A 19,857-nucleotide genomic window follows, 5' to 3' on the forward strand; every position below is an offset into this window, starting at 1 on the left:
AAACCGGCAAGCACGGTAAAAGCTAAGGCCAATGGTTTGGCTGCGATGAAGCCACATTCAAGCGGCGCAATGCCCGAACGGCCGCTTGATACGACCAGGCAAATCATGCTGCGCAGGGTGCCAGATGAACGGGAGATGAACAAGAGCATATGCAGCAAAAAATCATGCTGCACTGCATTGTGATCGGAACAAGGATGCGGGACGCCCGGTCGCTACTCTTTTTCAATCGGTGACGCGCAACGCGCGAGAATATCATCCACGACAGCATTTAGAGATCGGGATGAATCGATGACCGTGGCGTAAACGGGAATGTCTTCTTTCGTCGCATGGAGCTGCAGAACAAGTTCCCGCTCCTCCGGCTCTCCGCCAAACTCGTCCCGGGGTCTTTCGATCAATCGTCTTCGCAGGGTCTCGCTATCGAGATCGAGAACGAAGACCTCAGCGAACACATCGATAAAACGCTGAAAATTCCTTGAGCCACCGCAGAAGAATGTGAGCGTCTGGCTGTGATCGGCGGCAATCCGCCGAACCTTTTCGACATCCCATATATGATGCCGGTGACGGAAACGCATATCCGCCGCATCGCCCTCCAGAGCTGGATCAAGGGCCGCGCCCGTTTCAGGGTCGCCCTTATATGCAAGTTCGCGGTCGCCATGGATCACATGATGGCCGCGTCGCTGAAGTTCTGTTGCAACCGATGTCTTGCCGACACCGGAGACACCCTCGATCAGGTAGTTTCTGACACCCATGGCGCTTCCATTGACTCCCCCGCTTTGGCCGGTGACGCATGAACTGGCGGCCATGGATTGGAAACATAATAACCAGGGATGACATAACCATGTCGGAAGACTGTGGATCGGGTGACTGTCGCACCCCACCAAAAAAGACGGCCAAACAAAAAGGCCGCAGCTTTCGCCACGGCCCTTCCATTCAAATCAGCTTGCACTGAAGAAGATTATTCGGCGTCGCCTTCAGCGGCCTTCTTCTTGGCCGGAGCCTTCTTCTTCGGAGCGGCTTCTTCGCCTTCAGCGGCGTCATCAGCCTTGGCAGCAGCCTTTTTCTTGGCAGGCGCCTTCTTCTTGGTTTCCGTGGCTTCTTCGCCGTCGTCAGCCAGCAGTTCTTCCTTGGAAACGGTCTTGTCCGTTACCGAGATTTCGGTGAGCAGCTTATCGATGACCTTTTCTTCGAAGATCGGAGCGCGCAGCGAAGCGGAAGCGCCGGGGGTGTTGCGGAAGAAATCGAGGATTTCCTTCTGCTGGCCCGGGAACTGCTGCAGCTGCTGGAACAGCGCGCGCTGCATTTCCTCTTCGGTCACTTCGACGCCGGCCTTTTCGCCGATTTCGGAGAGAACGAGGCCAAGACGGACGCGGCGTTCAGCCAGCTTGCGATATTCTTCGCGGGCTTCTTCTTCGGTCGTGTCTTCGTCAGCGAAGGTCTTGCCGGACTGAGCGAGATCGGTGTTGATCTGGCGCCAGATGTTGTCGAACTCGGCGTCAACCAGGCCAGCCGGCGTGTCGAACTTGTACATCTCGTCCAGCTGGTCGAGGATCTGGCGCTTGACCTTCTGACGGGTGACGTTGCCGTACTGGCTTTCGATCTGACCCTTGACGATTTCCTTCAGCTTTTCAGCCGATTCCAAGCCAAGCTTTTCGGCCAGTTCGTCGTTGATTTCAACCGGAGCGGCGGCAGCAACTTCCTTGACGGTGATGTCGAAGTTGGCTTCCTTGCCGGCAAGGTTCGCCGCCGGGTAATCGGCCGGGAACGTCACGGTGATGGTCTTTTCGTCGCCGGCCTTGACGCCAACCAGCTGGTCTTCGAAGCCGGGGATGAAGCGGCCCGAACCGAGAACCAGTTCAGCGTCTTCAGCAGCGCCGCCGTCGAAGGCAACGCCGTCAACCTTGCCGAGGTAGTTCATGGTGACGCGGTCGCCTTCAGCGGCCTTGCCCTTCTTGGTCTCGTAGGTGCGGGCGCTTTCGGCGATCTTGAGGATCTGCTCGTTGATTTCGTCTTCGGTCACTTCCACAACTTCGCGGGTAACCTTGATGCCGTCATTGGCCTTCAGTTCGATGGCCGGAATGATTTCGTAGGCAACGGTGAATTCGAAGTCGGATTCGGCCGACAGGATCTTTTCAGCTTCCTGCTCGTCTTCGGTCATGGAGATCGCAGGCTGCGTTGCAGACTTCTCGCCGCGGCTGGAGAGGATTTCGGACGGCTTTTCACGAACCAGCTCGTTGACGAGGTCGGCCATGATGGACTTGCCGTACATCTTCTTCAGGTGGCCAACCGGCACCTTGCCGGGACGGAAACCGTTGATGCGAACCTTGTCCTTGGCGTCGACCAGGCGCTCGTCCAGACGGGCCTTCATGTCGGCAGCCGGAATAACGACCTTGAGTTCGCGCTTCAGCCCTTCAGCGAGCGTTTCGATAACCTGCATTTTCCTAACCTTCACATCATGGCGGCGGTGCTCAGACAGCCGTTGGTTTACTTTCGAGCACTGCGCCGGAAACATCGTTCCCCGGCCGTGGCTTCCGTTATTTCTTACACAAGCGCCTGCCGGACACCGTTACGCCTGCACCGGAGAATAAAGACCAAAGGGGAGAAATGAACCCCGAAGCTCCCCGCATCCTGTAAGGATGCACTCTGGCGCAAGCGTGGCACAGCCATGCCTTGCTTGTGGTGCGGGTAGAGAGACTCGAACTCCCACGCCGAAGCGTTGGTACCTAAAACCAATGCGTCTACCAATTCCGCCATACCCGCACGTTGGGCGGCGGTATGTCACAATGTTCAGAAAGGGTCAAGCACGCCGTTCCCCTGCCTTTCGTTTCGCCCGGACTTTTCTTGCCAGCCGGGCTGGGCAGAAGGAGGCCCGGCCCGCTTTCGCGACCGGCCAACGGATTTTCGGAACACGAAAGCCTCCAGGATACAGGGACGACAGCGGCGTAGCGCGCCATCGTCCTCCCTGATTACCGACCCCCTATCATATGGCCGCTTCACGCTAACACGCGGCTGCATTGACATTATATATAATACGGCATGGCGGGCACATGATGGCGCCGGTACCGCCGCACGCAGCCGCCGCATCACGCACCGCCGCAAGGCTGCAGGCGGATGTCTCCATCAAAAGCACACAAATTGGTCACAAATTATGCATGAATCGCCGCAATCGGGGCATTTTACCGGATTGCATTGCGTTTAATGCATAGGTGGCATCTTGCTTTGTCTGTTTTTGTTTTGATTAAACCGATTATATTCGTGGTCATACAGACATCGAGTTCAGCCCCGGACCAAAGCCTCCCAAGACTGGCCGCGGCGACTGAACAGCACGAAGAGGAAGATGAAAATGAACATTGCACGCTCGCTCACCAACTGGCGCAAGTATCGTCAGACCGTAACCGAACTCGGCCGCATGACCGACCGCGAACTGAATGACCTCGGCATTGGCCGTCAGGACATCCGCCGCGTCGCCAAGACCGCCGTCGGCTTCTAATTGGACGCCCCGCCGCTCTGCGGCGGATGCGAGACGACCTACCCAAAAAGGCCTGAGGCTTCCGCCTCTGGCCTTTTTTCGTTTTGGGTGGCGCCCCAACTCCAAGCAATTCGTCTGTACCGCCTGCTGGGCCGACGGATAAATGCATTGATGCCGAGTGTTGGCGTACGGCAGGATGATGTCCGGGCCTGCTCCGATTGCCCTCTCACGCCGCAGAGCCCTTTCGAAAGCCATCTAAGGCCGCCATATCCTCAAAGCCGCCTCAAAGGCAGGCATTTCCGCTCATATTTTGCCCATATGATACCCAAAGCCGCAAATTTAGACGACATACTGCACAAATGCATGGCAGTAGCCTAAATTCTGCACTGCACAACATGGCTTCATGTCTATATATAAACCTCAACAGCCGAGAGCACAGAGAAACCGCTGAGCCGGCAGACGAAATCAACAGAGATAGATTGAGGAAACGACCATGAACCCTATCCGCATCGCAAAGAACTGGATCTCCTACCGCCGCACGATCAACGAACTCGGCAGCCTCTCCAACCAGGCTCTGAGCGACATCGGCCTGACCCGTTACGACATCCGTAACGTAGCAGCCCGTTCGTTCCGCTAAGGCGTAAACGATCGTCCCGCTGCCCGACCTCCAGGGCGCGACGATTGAGCGACAGGTTAAGAAAGCGGCGCCTCTGGCGCCGTTTTTGATTCTGGAGTTTCCGCTGCAAGCAGCTATTTTTCGAAGATGCACTCCTGGCTTCAGCCACCATTCGGTTTTACAGGGCCGGCCGGCATTTCGGATACGGGCGCTACGCCAAATACATCGGGTTCGAGATCGCCGCTTGTTTCTTCTCCCCGCCGGGGAGAAGGTGGCCCGAAGGGTGGGATGAGGGGGCTAGCTCCCCTGATATCTCCAACCTCGCCCCCTCATCCCGCTGCCTGCTTCAAATGCGCGCCTGCTCCTCGATCCCGGCGGGAGCTTCGTAGTCCACTAGCCTCCATCCGCCAAAACCATTTGGCTGCCCCCGCCATGCATGCTAGTGCATCGGCAAACAATGCCGCGTCCTTTTAGGACCCGCGCGGAACACTCACTCGAATGACGGCCGCCGGACGGGAGCCTTGGCCCCGCGGCCGCCCATGGACACCGAAATGCAAGACAAGACCATTTCTCCCATTCACGTCGTCGGCGGCGGGCTGGCCGGCTCGGAAGCCGCATGGCAGATTGCGGAGAGCGGCGTTCCCGTCATCCTGCACGAAATGCGCGGCGTGCGTGGCACGGATGCGCATAAGGGCGATACGCTGGCGGAACTGGTCTGTTCCAACTCCTTCCGCTCCGACGATGCGACGGCCAATGCGGTTGGTGTCATCCATGCGGAAATGCGGCTTGCCGGCTCGCTGATCATGGCCTGCGCCGATAAACACCAGGTGCCGGCCGGCGGCGCGCTTGCCGTTGACCGCGACGGATTTTCCGAGGCCGTGACGAAAACGCTGGAGGGTCACCCACTGGTGACGATCGTCCGCGAAGAGGTGAACGGCCTGCCGCCGAAGGAATGGGGCAACACGATCATCGCGACCGGGCCTCTCACCTCGCCGGATCTCGCCGCCGCCATCCAGGCCGAGACGGGTGAGGATGCGCTCGCCTTTTTCGACGCCATCGCCCCGATCGTCCACCGCGACAGCATCAACATGGATATCTGCTGGTACCAGTCGCGTTACGACAAGGTCGGCCCCGGCGGCACGGGTAAGGACTACATCAACTGCCCCCTGGATGAGCAGCAATATAACGCCTTCATCGACGCGCTGATCGCGGGAGACACGGTCGGTTTCAAGGAATGGGAAGGCACGCCCTATTTCGACGGCTGCCTGCCGATCGAAATCATGGCCGAGCGCGGACGCGAAACGCTGCGACATGGCCCCATGAAGCCGATGGGCCTCACCAATGCCCACAACCCCACCGTCAAGGCCTATGCCGTCGTCCAGCTGCGCCAGGACAATGCGCTCGGCACGCTCTACAACATGGTCGGTTTCCAGACGAAGCTGAAATACGGCGTTCAGGCGGATGTGTTCCGCATGATACCCGGCCTCGAAAAAGCGGAATTCGCGCGCCTCGGCGGCCTGCACCGCAACACCTATATCGATTCCCCCACCCTGCTTGACCCCTCGCTGAAGCTGAAATCCCGGCCGGACCTGCGTTTCGCCGGCCAGATCACCGGTTGTGAGGGTTATGTGGAAAGCGCCTCCGTCGGCCTCCTCGCCGGCCGCTTCGCCGCCGCCGAGCAAAAGGGCGAAACCCCGAGCCTGCCGCCGGCTACCACCGCGCTAGGTTCGCTGCTCAACCACATCACCGGCGGCCACCTGTCTTCCGATGATGAACCGGGCAAACGCTCCTTCCAGCCGATGAACATCAATTTCGGCCTCTTCCCCGAACTGGAGCCGGGCTCGATCGTCAAGCCAGAAGGCGTCAAGCGTTTTCGCGGCAAGGACAAGACGATCATGAAACGTCAGCTGATCGCGGCGCGGGCGTTGAAGGATTGTGCAGCGTGGCTCGCGACGCCCAAAGGCGGCGCGGCGACCTGACTGACGCCGAGACATGGCAACCTGGCATGACCGCCGTCGTTACATCACGTTCCATTTGCCAAAATCGGATTTGCCGGTCTGATAGGGATAATGCCTTGAGAAGAAGGGATTGACTGCGGCAACGTGCTCGAAGGTGATCGTCGTTCCAAAGAGGATTGAGAACAGCGGCTGGTAGCTGTAGCGGCCGGAGACAACGATGATCGCTTCCTTGGGGCCAAATCCACCGTCAGTCACTGCCTTTTGCCATCGCACGTCCTCGGCCGATCCAAAGAAATTATACGGCCTGAATTGTTCTTTAGGCGTGCCGCCGGTCAGCTCAACGCTTCGCAAAGTCAGATTGAGCTTATCCGTTGCGAGGATGCCGTTGCCCGCGATGATCGCGAATTGGGACACACCGGTTCTGACCCGTGTCTCGAACTCCGGAAATCGTGCCGACCATCTGGCCGCATTATCGATCACGGTGACAAAACGATCATAACTGATCCAGCCTCGCCCGACTTCGACAATGACTGCCAGAAAAAGAATGAGGACCGGCGCCAGAAGTCCCATCTCGACGGCAGCGGCGCCGGATCGGCAGGAGAAGAGCCGGAAGATGCGGTGTGAACCCATGCCGATCATTCCGTCACCCGTACGGCCGTGACCGCCAGCGACACATTCTGCAGCTGACGAACGCCTCCGAACTTGGGCACAAGCAGATGTGTCGTCGGCATGACGAAATTCCAGTTGTAGCCGATCGCAAGTATATATTGGCCGGCAGAACTGTTCGGCGCCTGAAAGCGGTTGACGATGGGGAAGGAGATCGGCGTCGCGACGATGTCGTCATCGGCTATAGGAACAAGCGTTATCTTCAGGGTTTCCGTGTCCGTAGCCCCGATAAACTTGGCCGCGATCGCACGCCGAAGCGCGTCCGCAGTCACCTGCTCCCGCTGCATCGCCGCTTTACGAAGATATTCTATGCCTGCAGTCGTGGCCGTCGACAGGTTGAGATGATAAAGGAACAACAGACCGATTTCCAATATCCCGAAGATCAGAATGAGGAAGAACGGCATCAATATCGCGACCTCAATCGCTGCTGCCGCCTGCCTGTCATCGGCAAAACGCCGATAATGCCCGAGCCACCGGTTATTGAAACGAGAGGACGTTGGACGTTTTTTTGGCCGTCGAGCTTCGACGCGGTTACCGGCGCTCATCGCCGTACCTTCCGATATATCTCAGTTCGAACCCGGTGATGATGCCGCCGACGCTGTCACTGAAACCCGATGCGGCGATGGTGAGCTTGTATACGGAGTAGGTGTCGACCGTGAATTTCTTCTGGTAATAGCGCCACTTGATGGCCTGATCGACGGGATTTTCCATGCCCGGTCCCTGCCGCATGTTAAAGACCGGTTTTACAGTGCCCAATTGTGGCAGAAGCTGCTGCAGGGTGACATCGATGCCATTCGTCTGCTCAGCGGTAATCAGCCTGCCGGGATTGGAAGGGTCCTTGAAATGACTCTTACGGCCGTTGTACCACACGGATATCTCATAGTAGCCGGGATGAAGCTCCACTTTTTTGAAGATGGAGCTGTTGGCGTTCATGGGCTTTTTACCTCCCTGCCTCACCGCGCCCCAGTCGCTGTCCAGCTCGATCACGTAGCGCGTCGGCAAGGACGCATTATTGCCCATGGAGTCGTCGACCATATCTCTGCGCGTGTTGGCCGCCTTGTCTGTGTCTTTGATATCGCAGGCCTTGTCGTTGAGGGTTTCCTTGTCTTTCTCAACTTTCTGCGCAAACCCGTCCGGATAGCCATCCCAGTCGTGATTCTTGCGGCAGCAGGGGCTGCTCCAGTCCTGCAATTCGATACCGGGGTCTGTCCCGCCGTCCCAGCGGATCTCGGTATAGCGATAGACCCCCCAGCAACCGCCGGGGGTCCTTGCGGTGACCCCGTTTTTTAGAACGCGCTCCTTATCGAGTGAGGTTTTCTCAAAATCATTATTGACCAGCACTTCACCATCATAGGGATAAGGCGGGATGCCCTGGCAAGTGTAGTTCAAACGGTACTTGAATTCGTCGAGGCTGAACATCTTGGCAAACAGCAGATTATAGCCGAACTCCGCCTTCATATCCGTGCGCAGCCAGTCAATGACAACATCGCGGGTGATCACCTTTTGTTTTGTAGACTGGATCATCGAATCGAAGGTTGTAAGCACGGCTTCCCGGCGGTCCTCATCTTCAGGCGTATCGGTCCGCGTGGGCTTGGTCGATCGTTCGCAGGCCAGCGCCATGACGCGCTTTGACTGGTTGTAATAGACCAGCGCCCGGCCGCCTTCGAAAAGCACCCCTAACAGAAGGACGAAGAGGGGCAGCAACAGTGCGGTCATAATGGCGAAAGCGCCTTTGCGGTCCTTGAGCAGCGAGAAAAACGCTCCCCTTTCCCGTGCTGCTTTTTTTATCGGCCTGCTCGTCATCAAAACACCGTCTCATGTCGCTCATCACCATGGGAAAGGCGCGCTGTGAAAAGCGACTGGCCTGGCTTTCTGCGACGCTAAATATGTCCGGCTAACGCCGGTCGATTGAAAATTGCTCTTTGGCCGCCTGCGGCGCTGCTTTTCGGGCAACGTCGCCTGACCACTGAAAATACAGGGGTCAATTAACACGCAAACCGTAAATCAAAGCTCAATCGGAACTGAAAAATATGACGCAAATTCATATGCTTAGTTTATTTATTAATAAATTAGCTATCTTCGATAGAAGCGTATGACCGCGTCGCGGTAGTGAATGGGGTGCATTCACCGCCACGTGCGTAAACACAAACTTGGGCTTGCCCCTTGTCCCTCCAGCCAAGCTCGGGCAAAACAGCCCCATCCAATCACGAGACAATGCCAGGAGATAAGATATGGACGTCCGCGCCGCCGTTGCCATTCAGGCAGGAAAACCGCTCGAGGTCATGACCGTTCAGCTCGAAGGTCCCCGGGCCGGCGAAGTGCTGATCGAGGTCAAGGCGACCGGCATCTGCCACACCGATGACTTCACCCTTTCCGGCGCCGATCCGGAAGGCCTGTTTCCGGCCATTCTCGGCCATGAAGGCGCCGGCATCGTCGTGGATGTCGGACCGGGCGTTACCTCCGTCAAGAAGGGCGATCATGTGATTCCGCTCTACACGCCGGAATGCCGCGAGTGCTATTCGTGCACCTCGCGCAAGACCAATCTCTGCACCTCCATCCGCGCCACGCAGGGCCAGGGCGTGATGCCGGACGGCACCTCGCGATTCTCGATCGGCAAGGACAAGATCCATCACTACATGGGCTGCTCGACCTTCTCGAACTACACGGTTCTGCCGGAAATCGCGCTCGCCAAGATCAATCCCGACGCGCCCTTCGACAAGGTCTGCTACATCGGCTGCGGCGTCACCACGGGCATCGGTGCGGTCATCAACACCGCCAAGGTCGAAATCGGCTCCACGGCCATCGTCTTCGGTCTCGGCGGCATCGGCCTCAACGTGCTGCAGGGCCTGCGTCTTGCCGGCGCAGACATGATCATCGGTGTCGACATCAACCCGGACCGCAAGGCCTGGGGCGAAAAATTCGGCATGACCCACTTCGTCAACCCGAAGGAAGTCGGCGACGATATCGTGCCCTATCTCGTCAACATGACGAAGCGCAACGGCGACCTGATCGGCGGCGCGGATTACACCTTCGACTGCACCGGCAATACCAGGGTCATGCGCCAGGCGCTGGAAGCCTCCCATCGCGGCTGGGGCAAGTCGGTCATCATCGGCGTTGCGGGTGCTGGCCAGGAAATCTCCACCCGTCCGTTCCAGCTCGTCACCGGCCGCAACTGGATGGGCACCGCATTCGGCGGCGCGCGCGGCCGCACGGATGTGCCGAAGATCGTCGACTGGTACATGGAAGGCAAGATCCAGATCGACCCGATGATCACCCACACCATGCCGCTCGAAGACATCAACAAGGGCTTCGACCTGATGCACAGGGGCGAAAGCATCCGCGGCGTCGTCGTGTACTGATCGGCCGGCAACATCAGCAGGCGCGCAGCACGCGCGCCTGCCCATTCATGCAAATGTGATCGCTCCTTCGGCCTTACAGCCAGCGCGATTAACGGGACGGTAAATCTATCGTTGTAATCCCATAACGCGCGGTGGGGTTGAAAAATCTCTTCCTCAGGCCGAGTGACGCCAGACAGCGGAGAGCGCCCCTGAAAATCGTATCGATCGATAACGGAAACCGCGCCGCCGCCATCAGTCTTCTGACGAAAGGTTTCCCTGAAAAGAGCGAGGCCTTCTGGTCCCGCGGGCTTGCGCTGATCGCCGAACATCACGAACGCCGGCAACTCGGTCCGGTCGGGCAATTGCTGATGAAAGGTGACGACGCCGCCGGTGTATTGCTGACAATCAAAAGCCGCCTGCCGGATACCGGCACTGTCGTCGTCAATCTGTCCAGCTGGTATGTCGAGCCGGCTTGCAGATGGTTCGCGCCGCGCATGCTGCAAATGGCGTCGTCTTCAGAGGATGAGGTCTTCACCGACCTCACCCCCTCGGCCGAAGCCTGCAGGCTGAATGAGAGGCTGGGCTTTCACACGGAGACGGATTGCACGCTTTTTTATCCCCTGCCGTTGAAGGCGTTGCGCCCCTCGAGCGCCCGCCTCATAACGCTTGCCTCCGCTCAACCCGGTACGCTGACCAGCGAGACGCGTGAGATGCTTGAAGATCACGCGCGCCTCGGCTGCATCGTCGCCATCATGCAGGCGGATGGCCGTCATTACCCGCTGGTCTTTCTGAAAACGGCGACCAAAAGGGCGCCCTCCGCGCGCCTCATCTATTGCGAGGACCGCGCAGTCGTACAAAGACACATTTCCGCGATCGCCCGCCATCTCCTTCGCCACGGCAGATTTGCCATGACGATGGCTGCACTCGACGGTGAACGAAACGCGGGCGGCTTCGCTGCACATAAATCTGCGCCGATACAAGTAAAAGGCGCATGGAACCCACAATTTATTAACGAAACATACTCAGAGTTGGTGTTATTGCCACCCTAGGTATTTTAGTGGTGCTAGGGTTGTCCTGACCGAAACCTGGCCTTTACAGATAAACGGGGTTCCGGGGCGGGAGCCATGGAAAATATACGGGGAGATCGGGGAATGAACATGCTTGCAGCAAAAACGAGCGAAATAGAGATTGCTGATACCATTCACTCCTATCTTTCGGACCGTTTCCCTGCCTATGCACCTTTTTCGGCCGACACGCCGCTTCTCGAGGGAGGCGTCATCGATTCGCTCGGCTTTCTGGAGCTGATGATCTTTCTTGGTGAAGGCTTCGGCATCATTCTCGACGACGAACATTTCACCCCCGACAACCTTGGCACGCCCGCCGATCTCGTCGCCTTCGTCCTCAGGGAACGAAGGAGATGACACCTCCTTTCCTGCTGCACCACCTGCTGGGCGCGCGCGCGGCAAGCGACGGGCAGGCGATCGTTTATAAAGACACATCCCTAAGCTACCGGCAATTTGCCGAAGCGGCGGAACGATGCGCGGCTGCCTTGCAGCAGGCTGGGGCGCAACGCGGCGACCGGGTCGTCATTTTTCTGCCGCGAGGCACGGAAGAATGCTGGGCGATCTTCGGCGTCAGCATGGCCGGATGCGTCTTCGTGCCGGTCAATGCGCTGCTGAAGGCGCAGCAGATACGCCATATCATCGTGGATTGCGGCGCAGAACTTGTCATCAGCAATGCGACCATGCGCGACGAGCTGAGCGCGGCGCTGGAAGGTCTGGCCGGTGTCCGCGTGCTTCTGGCGAACGATATCGCCGAAGGCGGCAAGACGTCGGTCAAAAGCCCGGCGGCAATCGGCGAAGACCTCGCGGCGATCCTCTATACATCCGGTTCTACCGGCTCACCCAAGGGCGTGATGCTGTCGCATCGCAATCTCCTGGCCGGCGCGCGCATCGTGCGCACCTATCTGGAGATTACCGGCAAGGATCGCATTCTTTCCCTTCTGCCCTTCAGCTTTGACTATGGCCTCAACCAGCTGCTGACGGCAGTGGAACAGGGCGCGACAACAATCATCTCCACCTTTAGGCTCGGTGACGATATCGTCCGCGACCTGCGCGACCACGCCGTGACCGGGCTTGCCGGGGTGCCGACAGTCTGGGCGATCCTGACGAGGGCGGCGCCGTCGCTTGCCAGGACGCCGCTTCCGCATCTGCGTTACATCACCAATTCTGGCGGGCGCGTGCCGCAGGAAACTGTGAAGGCGCTGCGCGAAAAGCTGCCGGACACGAAAATCTACCTGATGTACGGCCTGACCGAAGCCTTCCGCTCCACCTTCCTGCCGCCGGATGAAATCGATCGCCGCCCGACCTCCATCGGCAAGGCCATTCCCGAATGTGAGATATTCATCGTCACCGCCGAGGGACAGCGGGCAAAGCCCGGCGAACCCGGCATTCTCGTGCATCGAGGCCCGACCGTTTCGCTGGGCTACTGGAACCGGCCGGAAGACACGGCGAAAGTCCTGCGCCCGCATCCCTTCATTCCGGCGGCGCTGGGCGGAGAAACCGTATGTTACTCCGGCGACCTGGCGGTGGAAGACGAAGACGGGTTCTTCAGCTTCGTTGCCCGTAACGATGCGATGATCAAGTCTTCGGGTTATCGCATAAGCCCCACCGAAGTCGAAGAAAGCCTGATGTCGACAGGCTTGTTCCAGCAGGTCGCCGTCATCGGCCTTCCGGACCCCTTTGCGGGGGAAAAGGTGCATGCCGTGGCGACTGCCGCCAATGAAAATATCGATGTTTCCGCGGCACTGAAGAAGGCCGCTGAAATGCTCGCCCCCTTCATGATCCCGCGCGCCATCGAGCTGGTCGACCGGTTGCCGGTCACCGCCAATGGCAAGGTGGACTACCGCGCGCTTGTGCGCGAACGGACGGACAATGGCGCCCACGGATAAACCCCAGAGCCACGGTCCCGCCCTTGCGGCCGCGTCATTCGATATCAGCGAAAACGATCTTGTGATCGGCGGGCTTGCCGTGCGCGATATCGTCGCCAAAGCCGGAACCCCATGCTTTCTCTATGATGCTGGCGCGATGCGCCGCGCCTACCGCGATCTCCAGGCGACGCTCTCCGGTTTTGCCGATATCTATTATTCGGTGAAGGCCAATCCCCTGCCCGCCATCATCGCGCTCTTCCGGCAGGAAGGCGCTGGCGCGGAAATCGCTTCCGCCGGCGAATATCGCGCCGCTATAAAGGCTGGTGTCGCGCCGGAAAACATCATCTTTGCCGGGCCCGGCAAAAGCAGAGCCGAATTGCACGAAGTGATCGCGGGCGGAATCGGCGAAATCCACGTGGAAAGCGCCGAGGAAATTGCCCGCATCGAGGCAATCGGCAAACCCGTCAAGGCCTCTGTCCGCATCAATCCGGTGCCGGATGCGCAAGCCGGCGCCATGCGCATGGGCGGCAAGGCCACCGCTTTTGGTTTCGATGAGGAAGAACTGGAAAATATCCTGGCGCTTTTCCGGCATGCGGGCGTTATCGAGCTCGTCGGCATCCATATCTATGGCGGCACTCAGATCCTCGATGCGGACATGCTTGTCTCGCAATGGCGACATGCCATCTCAATTGCCGCCCGCATGGCGGAAATGCTCGGCAAGCCGCTTGAAACCATCGATCTCGGCGGCGGCCTCGGCATCCCCTACTTCGCCGGCGAAGCACCGCTCGATCTCGCGAAGGTAAAAGCCGCCGTGCCCGATCTGAAGGCACTGCTGAAAGCGCATCCGCTGATCGCCGACGCCCATGTCATCGTCGAGCCCGGCCGCTTCCTCGCCGGTCCGGGCGGCATCTATACGGCCGAAGTCAATTCCGTGAAGACCTCGCGCGGAACCACCTTCGTTGTGACGGATGGCGGCATGCACCATCACCTGGCCGCTTCGGGCAATCTCGGTCAGATCGTCAAGCGCAACTACCCCATCGTTGCGCCCGCCATGATGCAGGCCGACCACGCGGAGACTGCAACCATCGTCGGCCCGCTCTGCACGCCGCTCGATACGCTGGCTCGCAACGCGGCATTGCCGAGGCTCCAGGCCGGTGACCTCATCGCCATCCTGCAGTCAGGCGCCTATGGCGCAAGCGCCAGCCCCGGGGATTTTCTAAGCCACGCGGTGGCGAAGGAAGTGCTGGTGGAAAATGGGGCGTTTGAGATGATCGGGCGATAATCACCCTCGCAGTAGCCTGTCCCCCACAGCGAATTTCGATTTCAGCAGGCACTCGTCATATTCCGCCTCAGCCACGGAATCGAAGACGATGCCGCCGCCGACATTAAAGACGGCGTAACCGTCATCGAACAGTGTCATGGTACGGATCGCCACCGAAAAGCGCATTTCACCACCAGGAGACATGAGGCCGATGGCGCCGCAATAGGCGTCGCGGGGCGCCGCTTCCAGTTCGCGCAGGATTTTCATCGCCCACATTTTTGGCGCACCGGTAACCGAGCCGCAGGGAAACAAGGCGGCGAAAATGTTTTCCACCGTCATGCCAGGCAAAAGTTTCGCCCTGATATGGCTGACCATCTGGTGCACGGTCGGATAGGTCTCGATATCGAAAAGCCGTGGCACATCGAGGCTGCCGACCTCGGTGATGCGGGAAATATCGTTGCGCAAGAGATCAACGATCATCCGGTTTTCGGCGAGCGTCTTTTCATCTGCAAGCATCGCCGCGATGATCGCCCTGTCCTCCTCCGCATCCGCTCCGCGCGGCGTCGTTCCCTTCATGGGATGGGTTTCGATGAACCCCTGCCCGTCAACCGAGAAAAACAGTTCCGGCGAGCGTGACAGGATGACCGGGCCGCCGAGATCGACCAGCGCGCCATATTTCACCGGCTGGCGTTCGATCAACGACCAGAATGCCGTCAGCGGATCGCCGCTCCAGCGGGCATGGACGGGCATGGTCAGATTACCCTGATAACAGTCGCCCCGGCGTATATGGTCGTGCAACAGCTCGAAACGCCGCCGATACTCGGGAAGTGTCCATGCCGGAACCGGATCGGCAAGAAACGCATCCGCGCCCGGAACTTCGTCAGGCCGCGCAAAGCGGCCGTCATCCGGCTGCGGGCCGGAAAAGACCCCGAAATTCAGGAACGGCACGTTGCGCGGTTCTTCCGCAAAAGGCGCAAGCTTCGGCTCGAACAGGAAACCGGCCTCATAAGACATATAGCCAGCTAAATACTTTCCTACACGTCGCAGTTCTTCCATGCGCTTCAGCGCTGCAAAAAACGCTCCTCGCTCATCCGCGACGATGATTTCCTCCGGCTCGGTGAAGGCTGTCACCGTGCCGGTCGTGTCATCCCGGAAAAGAACGTAAGGCGCATGTGCCAAGGTAAAATCCGTAGAAGGTAAATCTGGAGACTTCAGGGCGTCGGAAAGAAACCTCTCCATCGTCATCCCCGGTTCCCGGATCAAGTCCGAGGATGTCCCGAGGATCTACCACCCGTTGACTTTAGCGACCTCGGCAGATCCTCGGCACGAGACCGAGGATGACGTCGAGTGTGGAGACAGGTCACGAGGCATTAAACCGGGTCTATATCGCCCCGCGCCCACATTTCGATGGTTTCCGCATAAAAATCGGCGAAACGGCCTTCCTCGATCGACTTGCGGATACCCTGCATCAGCTCCTGATAATAGGCAAGATTGTGCCAGGAAAGGAGCATGCCGCCCAGCGCCTCGTTGGCGCGTACGAGGTGATGCAGATAGGCGCGGGAGTAATCGCGCGAGGCCGGGCAGTTGGATTGTTCGTCGAGCGGGCGCATATCCTCGGCATGGCGGGCATTGCGGATATTGACCTTGCCGCGGCGCGTAAAGGCCAGACCATGACGGCCGGAACGCGTCGGCATCACGCAGTCGAACATGTCGATGCCGCGCGCCACCGATTTCAGGATATCGTCAGGCGTGCCGACGCCCATCAGGTAACGCGGCTTTTCAGTGGGCAGCACCGGCAGGGTAATATCGAGCATGCCCAGCATCACATCCTGCGGCTCACCGACGGCAAGGCCGCCGACCGCATAACCCTTGAGATCGAGCTGCTTCAGCCCTTCGGCGGAGCGAATGCGCAGGTCCGGCTGGTCGCCGCCCTGCACGATGCCGAACATGGCCTTGCCGGGCTGGTCGCCAAAGGCGACGCGGCAGCGCTCGGCCCAGCGCAGCGACATTTCCATGGCGCGCTCGATTTCCTTGCGCTCGGCCGGCAGCGCGATGCACTCATCGAGCTGCATCTGGATGTCCGAATCGAGCAGTCCCTGAATTTCGATCGAGCGTTCGGGTGACATGTGATGCAGCGAACCGTCCACATGGCTCTTGAAAGTCACGCCCTTCTCATCCAGCTTGCGCAGACCGGACAGCGACATGACCTGAAAACCGCCGCTGTCGGTGAGGATCGGGTGTGGCCAGCGGATCAGCTCATGCAGGCCGCCAAGGCGGGCGACACGCTCGGGGCCGGGCCGGAGCATCAGGTGATAGGTATTGCCGAGAATGATGTCCGCCCCCAGCTCGCGCACCTGATCAAGATACATGGCCTTGACGGTGCCGACAGTGCCGACGGGCATGAAGGCGGGCGTGCGGATGACGCCACGCGGCATGGCGACTTCGCCGAGGCGCGCGCCGCCGCTCGTGGCTTTCAGGGTGAAGGTGAATTTGTCGTGCATCAGTTTTTCCGGAACAACAGGCTGGAATCGCCATAGGAATAGAAACGGTATCCGGTTTCGATGGCGTGCTTATATGCGTCACGCATCGTTTCGAGACCGCAGAAAGCCGAAACCAGCATGAACAGCGTCGATTTCGGCAGGTGGAAATTGGTCATCAGTATGTCGACAGCCCGGAAACGATAACCGGGCGTGATGAAGATGCCGGTCGCATCGGACCACGGGTGAATGGTGCCATCCTCCGCAGCCGCGCTTTCGATCAGACGCAGCGACGTCGTGCCCACGCAGACAATGCGCCCGCCCCGCGCCTTGACCGCATTCAGCCTGTCGGCTGTTTCCTGCGAGACGTGGCCGATTTCGAAATGCATCTTGTGATCGTCGGTATCATCGGCCTTGACCGGCAGGAAGGTGCCCGCCCCAACGTGAAGCGTCACGAAATGCCGCTCGATACCGGCCTTGTCGAGCGCGGCAAACAGGTCGGGCGTGAAATGCAGCCCGGCGGTAGGCGCGGCAACGGCGCCCTTCTCGCGGGCGTAGATGGTCTGGTAGTCGGTCTGGTCCTGCGCATCTTCCGGCCGTTTGGCCGCGATATAGGGCGGCAGGGGAATATGGCCGACGGAGGCAATGGCCTCGTCCAGAACGGGACCGGAGACGTCGAACAGCAGCGTGATCTCGCCCTCCTCGCCCTTCTGCTCGACGGTGGCCTCCAGATGGGCAAGGCCGCAGGCATTATCGCGCTCATAACCGAAACGGATGCGGTCGCCCTGCTTGATGCGCTTGCCGGGACGCGCGAAAGCCTTCCAGCGGGACTGATCGGCGCGCATGTGCAGCGTGGCCGAAACGGCCGTCTCCGGCGCGCCTTCGCGCAGCCTGACACCTTCAAGCTGGGCGGGAATGACGCGGGTGTCGTTGAAAACGAGCGCATCGCCGGCCCGCAGGAAGGACGGCAGGTCGAAAACGCGATGGTCTTCCATGCGATTTTCATTCGGATCGACCACCAGCAGGCGCGCGCTATCACGCGGGTTCGCCGGGCGAAGGGCGATATTCTCCTCGGGCAGGTCGAAATCGAACAGGTCTACACGCATTGCAAGGGCTCTCGAAAATATCAAAACCCGCCCTCAATGGGGCGGGCGGTGTGTAGTGACAAGGCTTCGTCTAACGAGACGTCATCCTCGGGCTTGTCCCGAGGATCTAACCACGTTGCCGTTGGGGATCGTTAGATCCTCGGGACATCCTCGGGCTTGATCCGGGGACCGAGGATGACGGCTGAGAGGTTGGCACCCTTGTCATCAATGTGAAACGCCCCGCAGTTTCCTGCGGAGCGGGTAAACACTTTATAAGCTATTCTCAAGCCGCCGAAGCGAGCTTCATCGAAACGATCGAATCGGGGTCCTTCACCGGCTCGCCGCGCTTGACCTTGTCGATGGCTTCCATGCCCTCGATGACCTGGCCCCAGACGGTGTACTGCTTGTTGAGCCACGGGGAATCCGTGAAGCAGATGAAGAACTGCGAGTTGGCGGAGTTCGGGTTCTGCGAACGGGCCATGGAGCAGGTGCCGCGCACATGCGGGATGGCGGAGAATTCTGCCTTCAGGTCCGGCTTTTCGGAGCCGCCCATGCCGGCGCGGGCCGGGTTGAAGCTTTCGGAACCCTTCTTGCCGAATTTCACGTCGCCGGTCTGCGCCATGAAGTCTTCGATGACGCGGTGGAAAACGACGCCGTCATAAGCACCTTCCGATACCAGTTCCTTGATGCGGGCAACGTGGCCCGGAGCAACTTCCGGAAGCAGCTGGATCACGACCTTGCCGGTCGTCGTTTCCATGATGATGGTGTTTTCCGGATCCTTGATCTCGGCCATGATTATTCTCCTCTGTTCGGGCTCTATTGCCCTGTCTTACTTCTTGCCGACAGTGACCTTGATCATCCGGTCGGGGTTGGAAACTTCGCCGTTGCTGCCCTGCCCGCGCTTGATCTTGTCCACGGCTTCCATGCCGGACACGACCTTGCCGACCACGGTGTACTGGCCGTTCAGGAACGGACCGTCGGCAAACATGATGAAGAACTGCGAATTGGCGGAATTCGGATCCTGCGAACGGGCCATGCCGACCACGCCGCGCGTGAACGGAACCTTGGAGAATTCGGCCGGAATATCCGGCAGGTCGGAGCCGCCAGTACCTGCGCGCTGGGCGCTGAAGCCCTTCTCCATGTTGCCATACTGCACGTCGCCGGTCTGCGCCATGAAGCCGTCGATGACGCGGTGGAAGGCGACGTTGTCGTAAGCGCCCTTCTTGGCCAGCGCCTCGATCTGCGCCACGTGCTTCGGCGCGACGTCGGGCATAAGCTCGATGACAACGGGGCCGTCCTTAAGCTGGACGGTGAGAAGTTCGGCGGCAGACGCAAAGGTGCTGGCGGCAAGCGCGCCCGCAAACATGGCGCCGGCAAAGGCAAATCGAACGAGTTTCATCGGATTGGCTCCAAATGTAAGGCTGAAGTCAGCGCTTCAGCTTGGCGTTAAGGGCTTCAAGCACGGCTTTCGGCACGAAGGCTTCGACATTGCCGCCCATGGCGGCGATCTGCCGAACCAATGTGGCTGTAATGGGTCGCGACGAGGTGCCGGCGGGCAGGAACACGGTCTGGATATCAGGCGCCATCTGGCGGTTCATGCCCGCCATCTGCATTTCATAATCGAGATCGGTGCCGTCACGCAGGCCGCGCAGCAGAAGTCGCGCGCCATGCTGACGGGCCGCATCGACAACCAGATTATCGAAGGAAACGACGTCCATGCGCGCCGCTTCGCCCGGCAGCTGCTCCGCAAGCGCCTGCTTTATCAGCCCTGCCCGTTCCTCGAAACTGAACATCGGCGCTTTTCCGGGATGAATGCCAACCGCGACAATGACCTTTGACGCCACGTTCAGCGCTTGGAGAAGCACATCCAGATGTCCGTTGGTCATCGGATCGAAGGATCCTGGATAAAAGGCAATCGTCATATCGCTCTCAGATGGTGGGCGCGTCTCGACGCTTCAGCATATGTGCCGCCTTTTGTCATGGAGAAGCACGCGGCGCAAGACTTTATAACCACCCCTCACAAGCGCGGCCGTGCCGTGAACCCCCGATGAACGGGCCGTT

General features: G+C 59.3%; 19 protein-coding genes and 1 tRNA gene. 8 read left to right on the plus strand and 12 right to left on the minus strand.

Going from position 1 to position 19,857, the window contains the following annotated elements:
* Nucleotides 1–212: 212 nt before the first annotated feature.
* From FHW77_RS13680 to FHW77_RS13690, 3 genes are all read right to left on the minus strand, one after another.
* The gene (locus tag FHW77_RS13680; protein ID WP_004442054.1) at nucleotides 213–749 is read right to left on the minus strand and encodes an ATP-binding protein; all 537 of its coding nucleotides are present in this window, start codon (nucleotides 747–749) and stop codon (nucleotides 213–215) included.
* 206 nt (nucleotides 750–955) lie between these two features.
* Nucleotides 956–2,434, minus strand: coding sequence for a trigger factor (gene tig, locus FHW77_RS13685; protein ID WP_004442056.1), 1,479 nt, complete (start codon nucleotides 2,432–2,434; stop codon nucleotides 956–958).
* A gap of 240 nt (nucleotides 2,435–2,674) precedes the next feature.
* Nucleotides 2,675–2,757 (minus strand) — tRNA-Leu (locus FHW77_RS13690).
* A gap of 583 nt (nucleotides 2,758–3,340) precedes the next feature.
* On the opposite strand from FHW77_RS13690, the gene FHW77_RS13695 reads away from it, so the two are divergent.
* The 3 genes from FHW77_RS13695 to trmFO all read left to right on the plus strand — a co-directional run bounded on the left by FHW77_RS13695 (nucleotide 3,341) and on the right by trmFO (nucleotide 6,061).
* The gene (locus tag FHW77_RS13695) at nucleotides 3,341–3,487 is read left to right on the plus strand and encodes a DUF1127 domain-containing protein (RefSeq protein ID WP_004442060.1); all 147 of its coding nucleotides are present in this window, start codon (nucleotides 3,341–3,343) and stop codon (nucleotides 3,485–3,487) included.
* Between the two features lie 472 nt (nucleotides 3,488–3,959).
* Complete coding sequence (locus FHW77_RS13700; RefSeq protein WP_003495735.1) at nucleotides 3,960–4,103, plus strand: DUF1127 domain-containing protein; 144 nt, start codon at nucleotides 3,960–3,962, stop codon at nucleotides 4,101–4,103.
* A gap of 518 nt (nucleotides 4,104–4,621) precedes the next feature.
* Nucleotides 4,622–6,061, plus strand: coding sequence for a methylenetetrahydrofolate--tRNA-(uracil(54)-C(5))-methyltransferase (FADH(2)-oxidizing) TrmFO (trmFO, locus tag FHW77_RS13705; RefSeq protein WP_034498950.1), 1,440 nt, complete (start codon nucleotides 4,622–4,624; stop codon nucleotides 6,059–6,061).
* A gap of 39 nt (nucleotides 6,062–6,100) precedes the next feature.
* On the opposite strand, the gene FHW77_RS13710 is transcribed toward trmFO, so the two are convergent.
* The 3 genes from FHW77_RS13710 to FHW77_RS13720 are packed head-to-tail and all read right to left on the minus strand — an operon-like array spanning nucleotide 6,101 to nucleotide 8,509.
* The gene (locus FHW77_RS13710; protein WP_004442066.1) at nucleotides 6,101–6,670 is read right to left on the minus strand and encodes a TadE family protein; all 570 of its coding nucleotides are present in this window, start codon (nucleotides 6,668–6,670) and stop codon (nucleotides 6,101–6,103) included.
* Nucleotides 6,671–6,675: 5 nt separating this feature from the next.
* Nucleotides 6,676–7,251: a TadE/TadG family type IV pilus assembly protein gene (locus FHW77_RS13715; RefSeq protein ID WP_004442067.1), complete on the minus strand. Its 576-nt coding sequence runs from the start codon at nucleotides 7,249–7,251 to the stop codon at nucleotides 6,676–6,678.
* Nucleotides 7,238–8,509, minus strand: coding sequence for a pilus assembly protein (locus FHW77_RS13720; RefSeq protein WP_004442069.1), 1,272 nt, complete (start codon nucleotides 8,507–8,509; stop codon nucleotides 7,238–7,240). Before FHW77_RS13720 ends, FHW77_RS13715 begins: the two co-directional genes overlap by 14 nt.
* A 428-nt stretch (nucleotides 8,510–8,937) precedes the next feature.
* Here FHW77_RS13720 and FHW77_RS13725 point away from each other — a divergent pair, with 428 nt between their 5' ends.
* The 5 genes from FHW77_RS13725 (at nucleotide 8,938) to FHW77_RS13745 (ending at nucleotide 14,255) form a co-directional block, all read left to right on the plus strand.
* Nucleotides 8,938–10,065: an S-(hydroxymethyl)glutathione dehydrogenase/class III alcohol dehydrogenase gene (locus tag FHW77_RS13725; protein ID WP_004442072.1), complete on the plus strand. Its 1,128-nt coding sequence runs from the start codon at nucleotides 8,938–8,940 to the stop codon at nucleotides 10,063–10,065.
* Between the two features lie 137 nt (nucleotides 10,066–10,202).
* Nucleotides 10,203–11,093 (plus strand): hypothetical protein, encoded by an 891-nt coding sequence (locus FHW77_RS13730; protein ID WP_081859529.1) that lies wholly within the window; start codon nucleotides 10,203–10,205, stop codon nucleotides 11,091–11,093.
* Nucleotides 11,094–11,201: 108 nt separating this feature from the next.
* Nucleotides 11,202–11,465, plus strand: coding sequence for an acyl carrier protein (locus tag FHW77_RS13735; protein WP_034499138.1), 264 nt, complete (start codon nucleotides 11,202–11,204; stop codon nucleotides 11,463–11,465).
* Nucleotides 11,462–12,994, plus strand: coding sequence for an AMP-binding protein (locus FHW77_RS13740; RefSeq protein ID WP_004442081.1), 1,533 nt, complete (start codon nucleotides 11,462–11,464; stop codon nucleotides 12,992–12,994). Before FHW77_RS13735 ends, FHW77_RS13740 begins: the two co-directional genes overlap by 4 nt.
* Nucleotides 12,978–14,255: a type III PLP-dependent enzyme gene (locus FHW77_RS13745; protein WP_004442083.1), complete on the plus strand. Its 1,278-nt coding sequence runs from the start codon at nucleotides 12,978–12,980 to the stop codon at nucleotides 14,253–14,255. The genes FHW77_RS13740 and FHW77_RS13745 overlap by 17 nt, the downstream gene beginning before the upstream one ends.
* Here FHW77_RS13745 and FHW77_RS13750 read toward each other — a convergent pair whose 3' ends face one another.
* The 6 genes from FHW77_RS13750 to coaD form a co-directional block, all read right to left on the minus strand.
* Nucleotides 14,256–15,413, minus strand: a complete 1,158-nt coding sequence (locus FHW77_RS13750) for an aminodeoxychorismate synthase component I (protein ID WP_034498956.1) — start codon at nucleotides 15,411–15,413, stop codon at nucleotides 14,256–14,258. It lies immediately after the preceding gene.
* 191 nt (nucleotides 15,414–15,604) lie between these two features.
* Nucleotides 15,605–16,735 (minus strand): tRNA guanosine(34) transglycosylase Tgt, encoded by a 1,131-nt coding sequence (tgt, locus tag FHW77_RS13755; RefSeq protein ID WP_004442089.1) that lies wholly within the window; start codon nucleotides 16,733–16,735, stop codon nucleotides 15,605–15,607.
* A complete protein-coding gene (gene queA / locus FHW77_RS13760; protein ID WP_004442091.1) occupies nucleotides 16,735–17,817 on the minus strand; it encodes a tRNA preQ1(34) S-adenosylmethionine ribosyltransferase-isomerase QueA in 1,083 nt (360 codons plus the stop codon). Before queA ends, tgt begins: the two co-directional genes overlap by 1 nt.
* 262 nt (nucleotides 17,818–18,079) lie before the next feature.
* A complete protein-coding gene (locus FHW77_RS13765) occupies nucleotides 18,080–18,589 on the minus strand; it encodes a peptidylprolyl isomerase (RefSeq protein ID WP_004442093.1) in 510 nt (169 codons plus the stop codon).
* Nucleotides 18,590–18,625: 36 nt separating this feature from the next.
* Nucleotides 18,626–19,195 carry a peptidylprolyl isomerase gene (locus tag FHW77_RS13770; protein ID WP_004442095.1) on the minus strand — a complete coding sequence of 190 codons (570 nt, stop codon included), beginning with the start codon at nucleotides 19,193–19,195 and terminating at the stop codon, nucleotides 18,626–18,628.
* Between the two features lie 28 nt (nucleotides 19,196–19,223).
* Nucleotides 19,224–19,718: a pantetheine-phosphate adenylyltransferase gene (gene coaD / locus FHW77_RS13775; protein ID WP_004442098.1), complete on the minus strand. Its 495-nt coding sequence runs from the start codon at nucleotides 19,716–19,718 to the stop codon at nucleotides 19,224–19,226.
* Nucleotides 19,719–19,857 lie beyond the last annotated feature (139 nt).

The organism is Agrobacterium sp. RC10-4-1, assembly GCF_014138475.1.
In the GTDB taxonomy this organism is placed as follows: domain Bacteria; phylum Pseudomonadota; class Alphaproteobacteria; order Rhizobiales; family Rhizobiaceae; genus Agrobacterium; species Agrobacterium pusense.

Excerpts from the sequence above, each read along its gene's own strand:
- FHW77_RS13700 (WP_003495735.1), top strand. The coding sequence starts at position 3,960 with ATGAACCCTATCCGCATCGCAAAGAACTGGATCTCCTACCGCCGCACG.
- coaD (WP_004442098.1), bottom strand. The coding sequence starts at position 19,718 with ATGACGATTGCCTTTTATCCAGGATCCTTCGATCCGATGACCAACGGA.
- trmFO (WP_034498950.1), top strand. The coding sequence starts at position 4,622 with ATGGACACCGAAATGCAAGACAAGACCATTTCTCCCATTCACGTCGTC.
- FHW77_RS13720 (WP_004442069.1), bottom strand. The coding sequence starts at position 8,509 with ATGACGAGCAGGCCGATAAAAAAAGCAGCACGGGAAAGGGGAGCGTTT.
- FHW77_RS13745 (WP_004442083.1), top strand. The coding sequence starts at position 12,978 with ATGGCGCCCACGGATAAACCCCAGAGCCACGGTCCCGCCCTTGCGGCC.
- FHW77_RS13740 (WP_004442081.1), top strand. The coding sequence starts at position 11,462 with ATGACACCTCCTTTCCTGCTGCACCACCTGCTGGGCGCGCGCGCGGCA.
- FHW77_RS13695 (WP_004442060.1), top strand. The coding sequence starts at position 3,341 with ATGAACATTGCACGCTCGCTCACCAACTGGCGCAAGTATCGTCAGACC.
- FHW77_RS13680 (WP_004442054.1), bottom strand. The coding sequence starts at position 749 with ATGGGTGTCAGAAACTACCTGATCGAGGGTGTCTCCGGTGTCGGCAAG.
- FHW77_RS13765 (WP_004442093.1), bottom strand. The coding sequence starts at position 18,589 with ATGGCCGAGATCAAGGATCCGGAAAACACCATCATCATGGAAACGACG.
- tig (WP_004442056.1), bottom strand. The coding sequence starts at position 2,434 with ATGCAGGTTATCGAAACGCTCGCTGAAGGGCTGAAGCGCGAACTCAAG.
- FHW77_RS13735 (WP_034499138.1), top strand. The coding sequence starts at position 11,202 with ATGCTTGCAGCAAAAACGAGCGAAATAGAGATTGCTGATACCATTCAC.
- FHW77_RS13710 (WP_004442066.1), bottom strand. The coding sequence starts at position 6,670 with ATGGGTTCACACCGCATCTTCCGGCTCTTCTCCTGCCGATCCGGCGCC.
- FHW77_RS13715 (WP_004442067.1), bottom strand. The coding sequence starts at position 7,251 with ATGAGCGCCGGTAACCGCGTCGAAGCTCGACGGCCAAAAAAACGTCCA.
- queA (WP_004442091.1), bottom strand. The coding sequence starts at position 17,817 with ATGCGTGTAGACCTGTTCGATTTCGACCTGCCCGAGGAGAATATCGCC.
- FHW77_RS13770 (WP_004442095.1), bottom strand. The coding sequence starts at position 19,195 with ATGAAACTCGTTCGATTTGCCTTTGCCGGCGCCATGTTTGCGGGCGCG.
- FHW77_RS13725 (WP_004442072.1), top strand. The coding sequence starts at position 8,938 with ATGGACGTCCGCGCCGCCGTTGCCATTCAGGCAGGAAAACCGCTCGAG.
- tgt (WP_004442089.1), bottom strand. The coding sequence starts at position 16,735 with ATGCACGACAAATTCACCTTCACCCTGAAAGCCACGAGCGGCGGCGCG.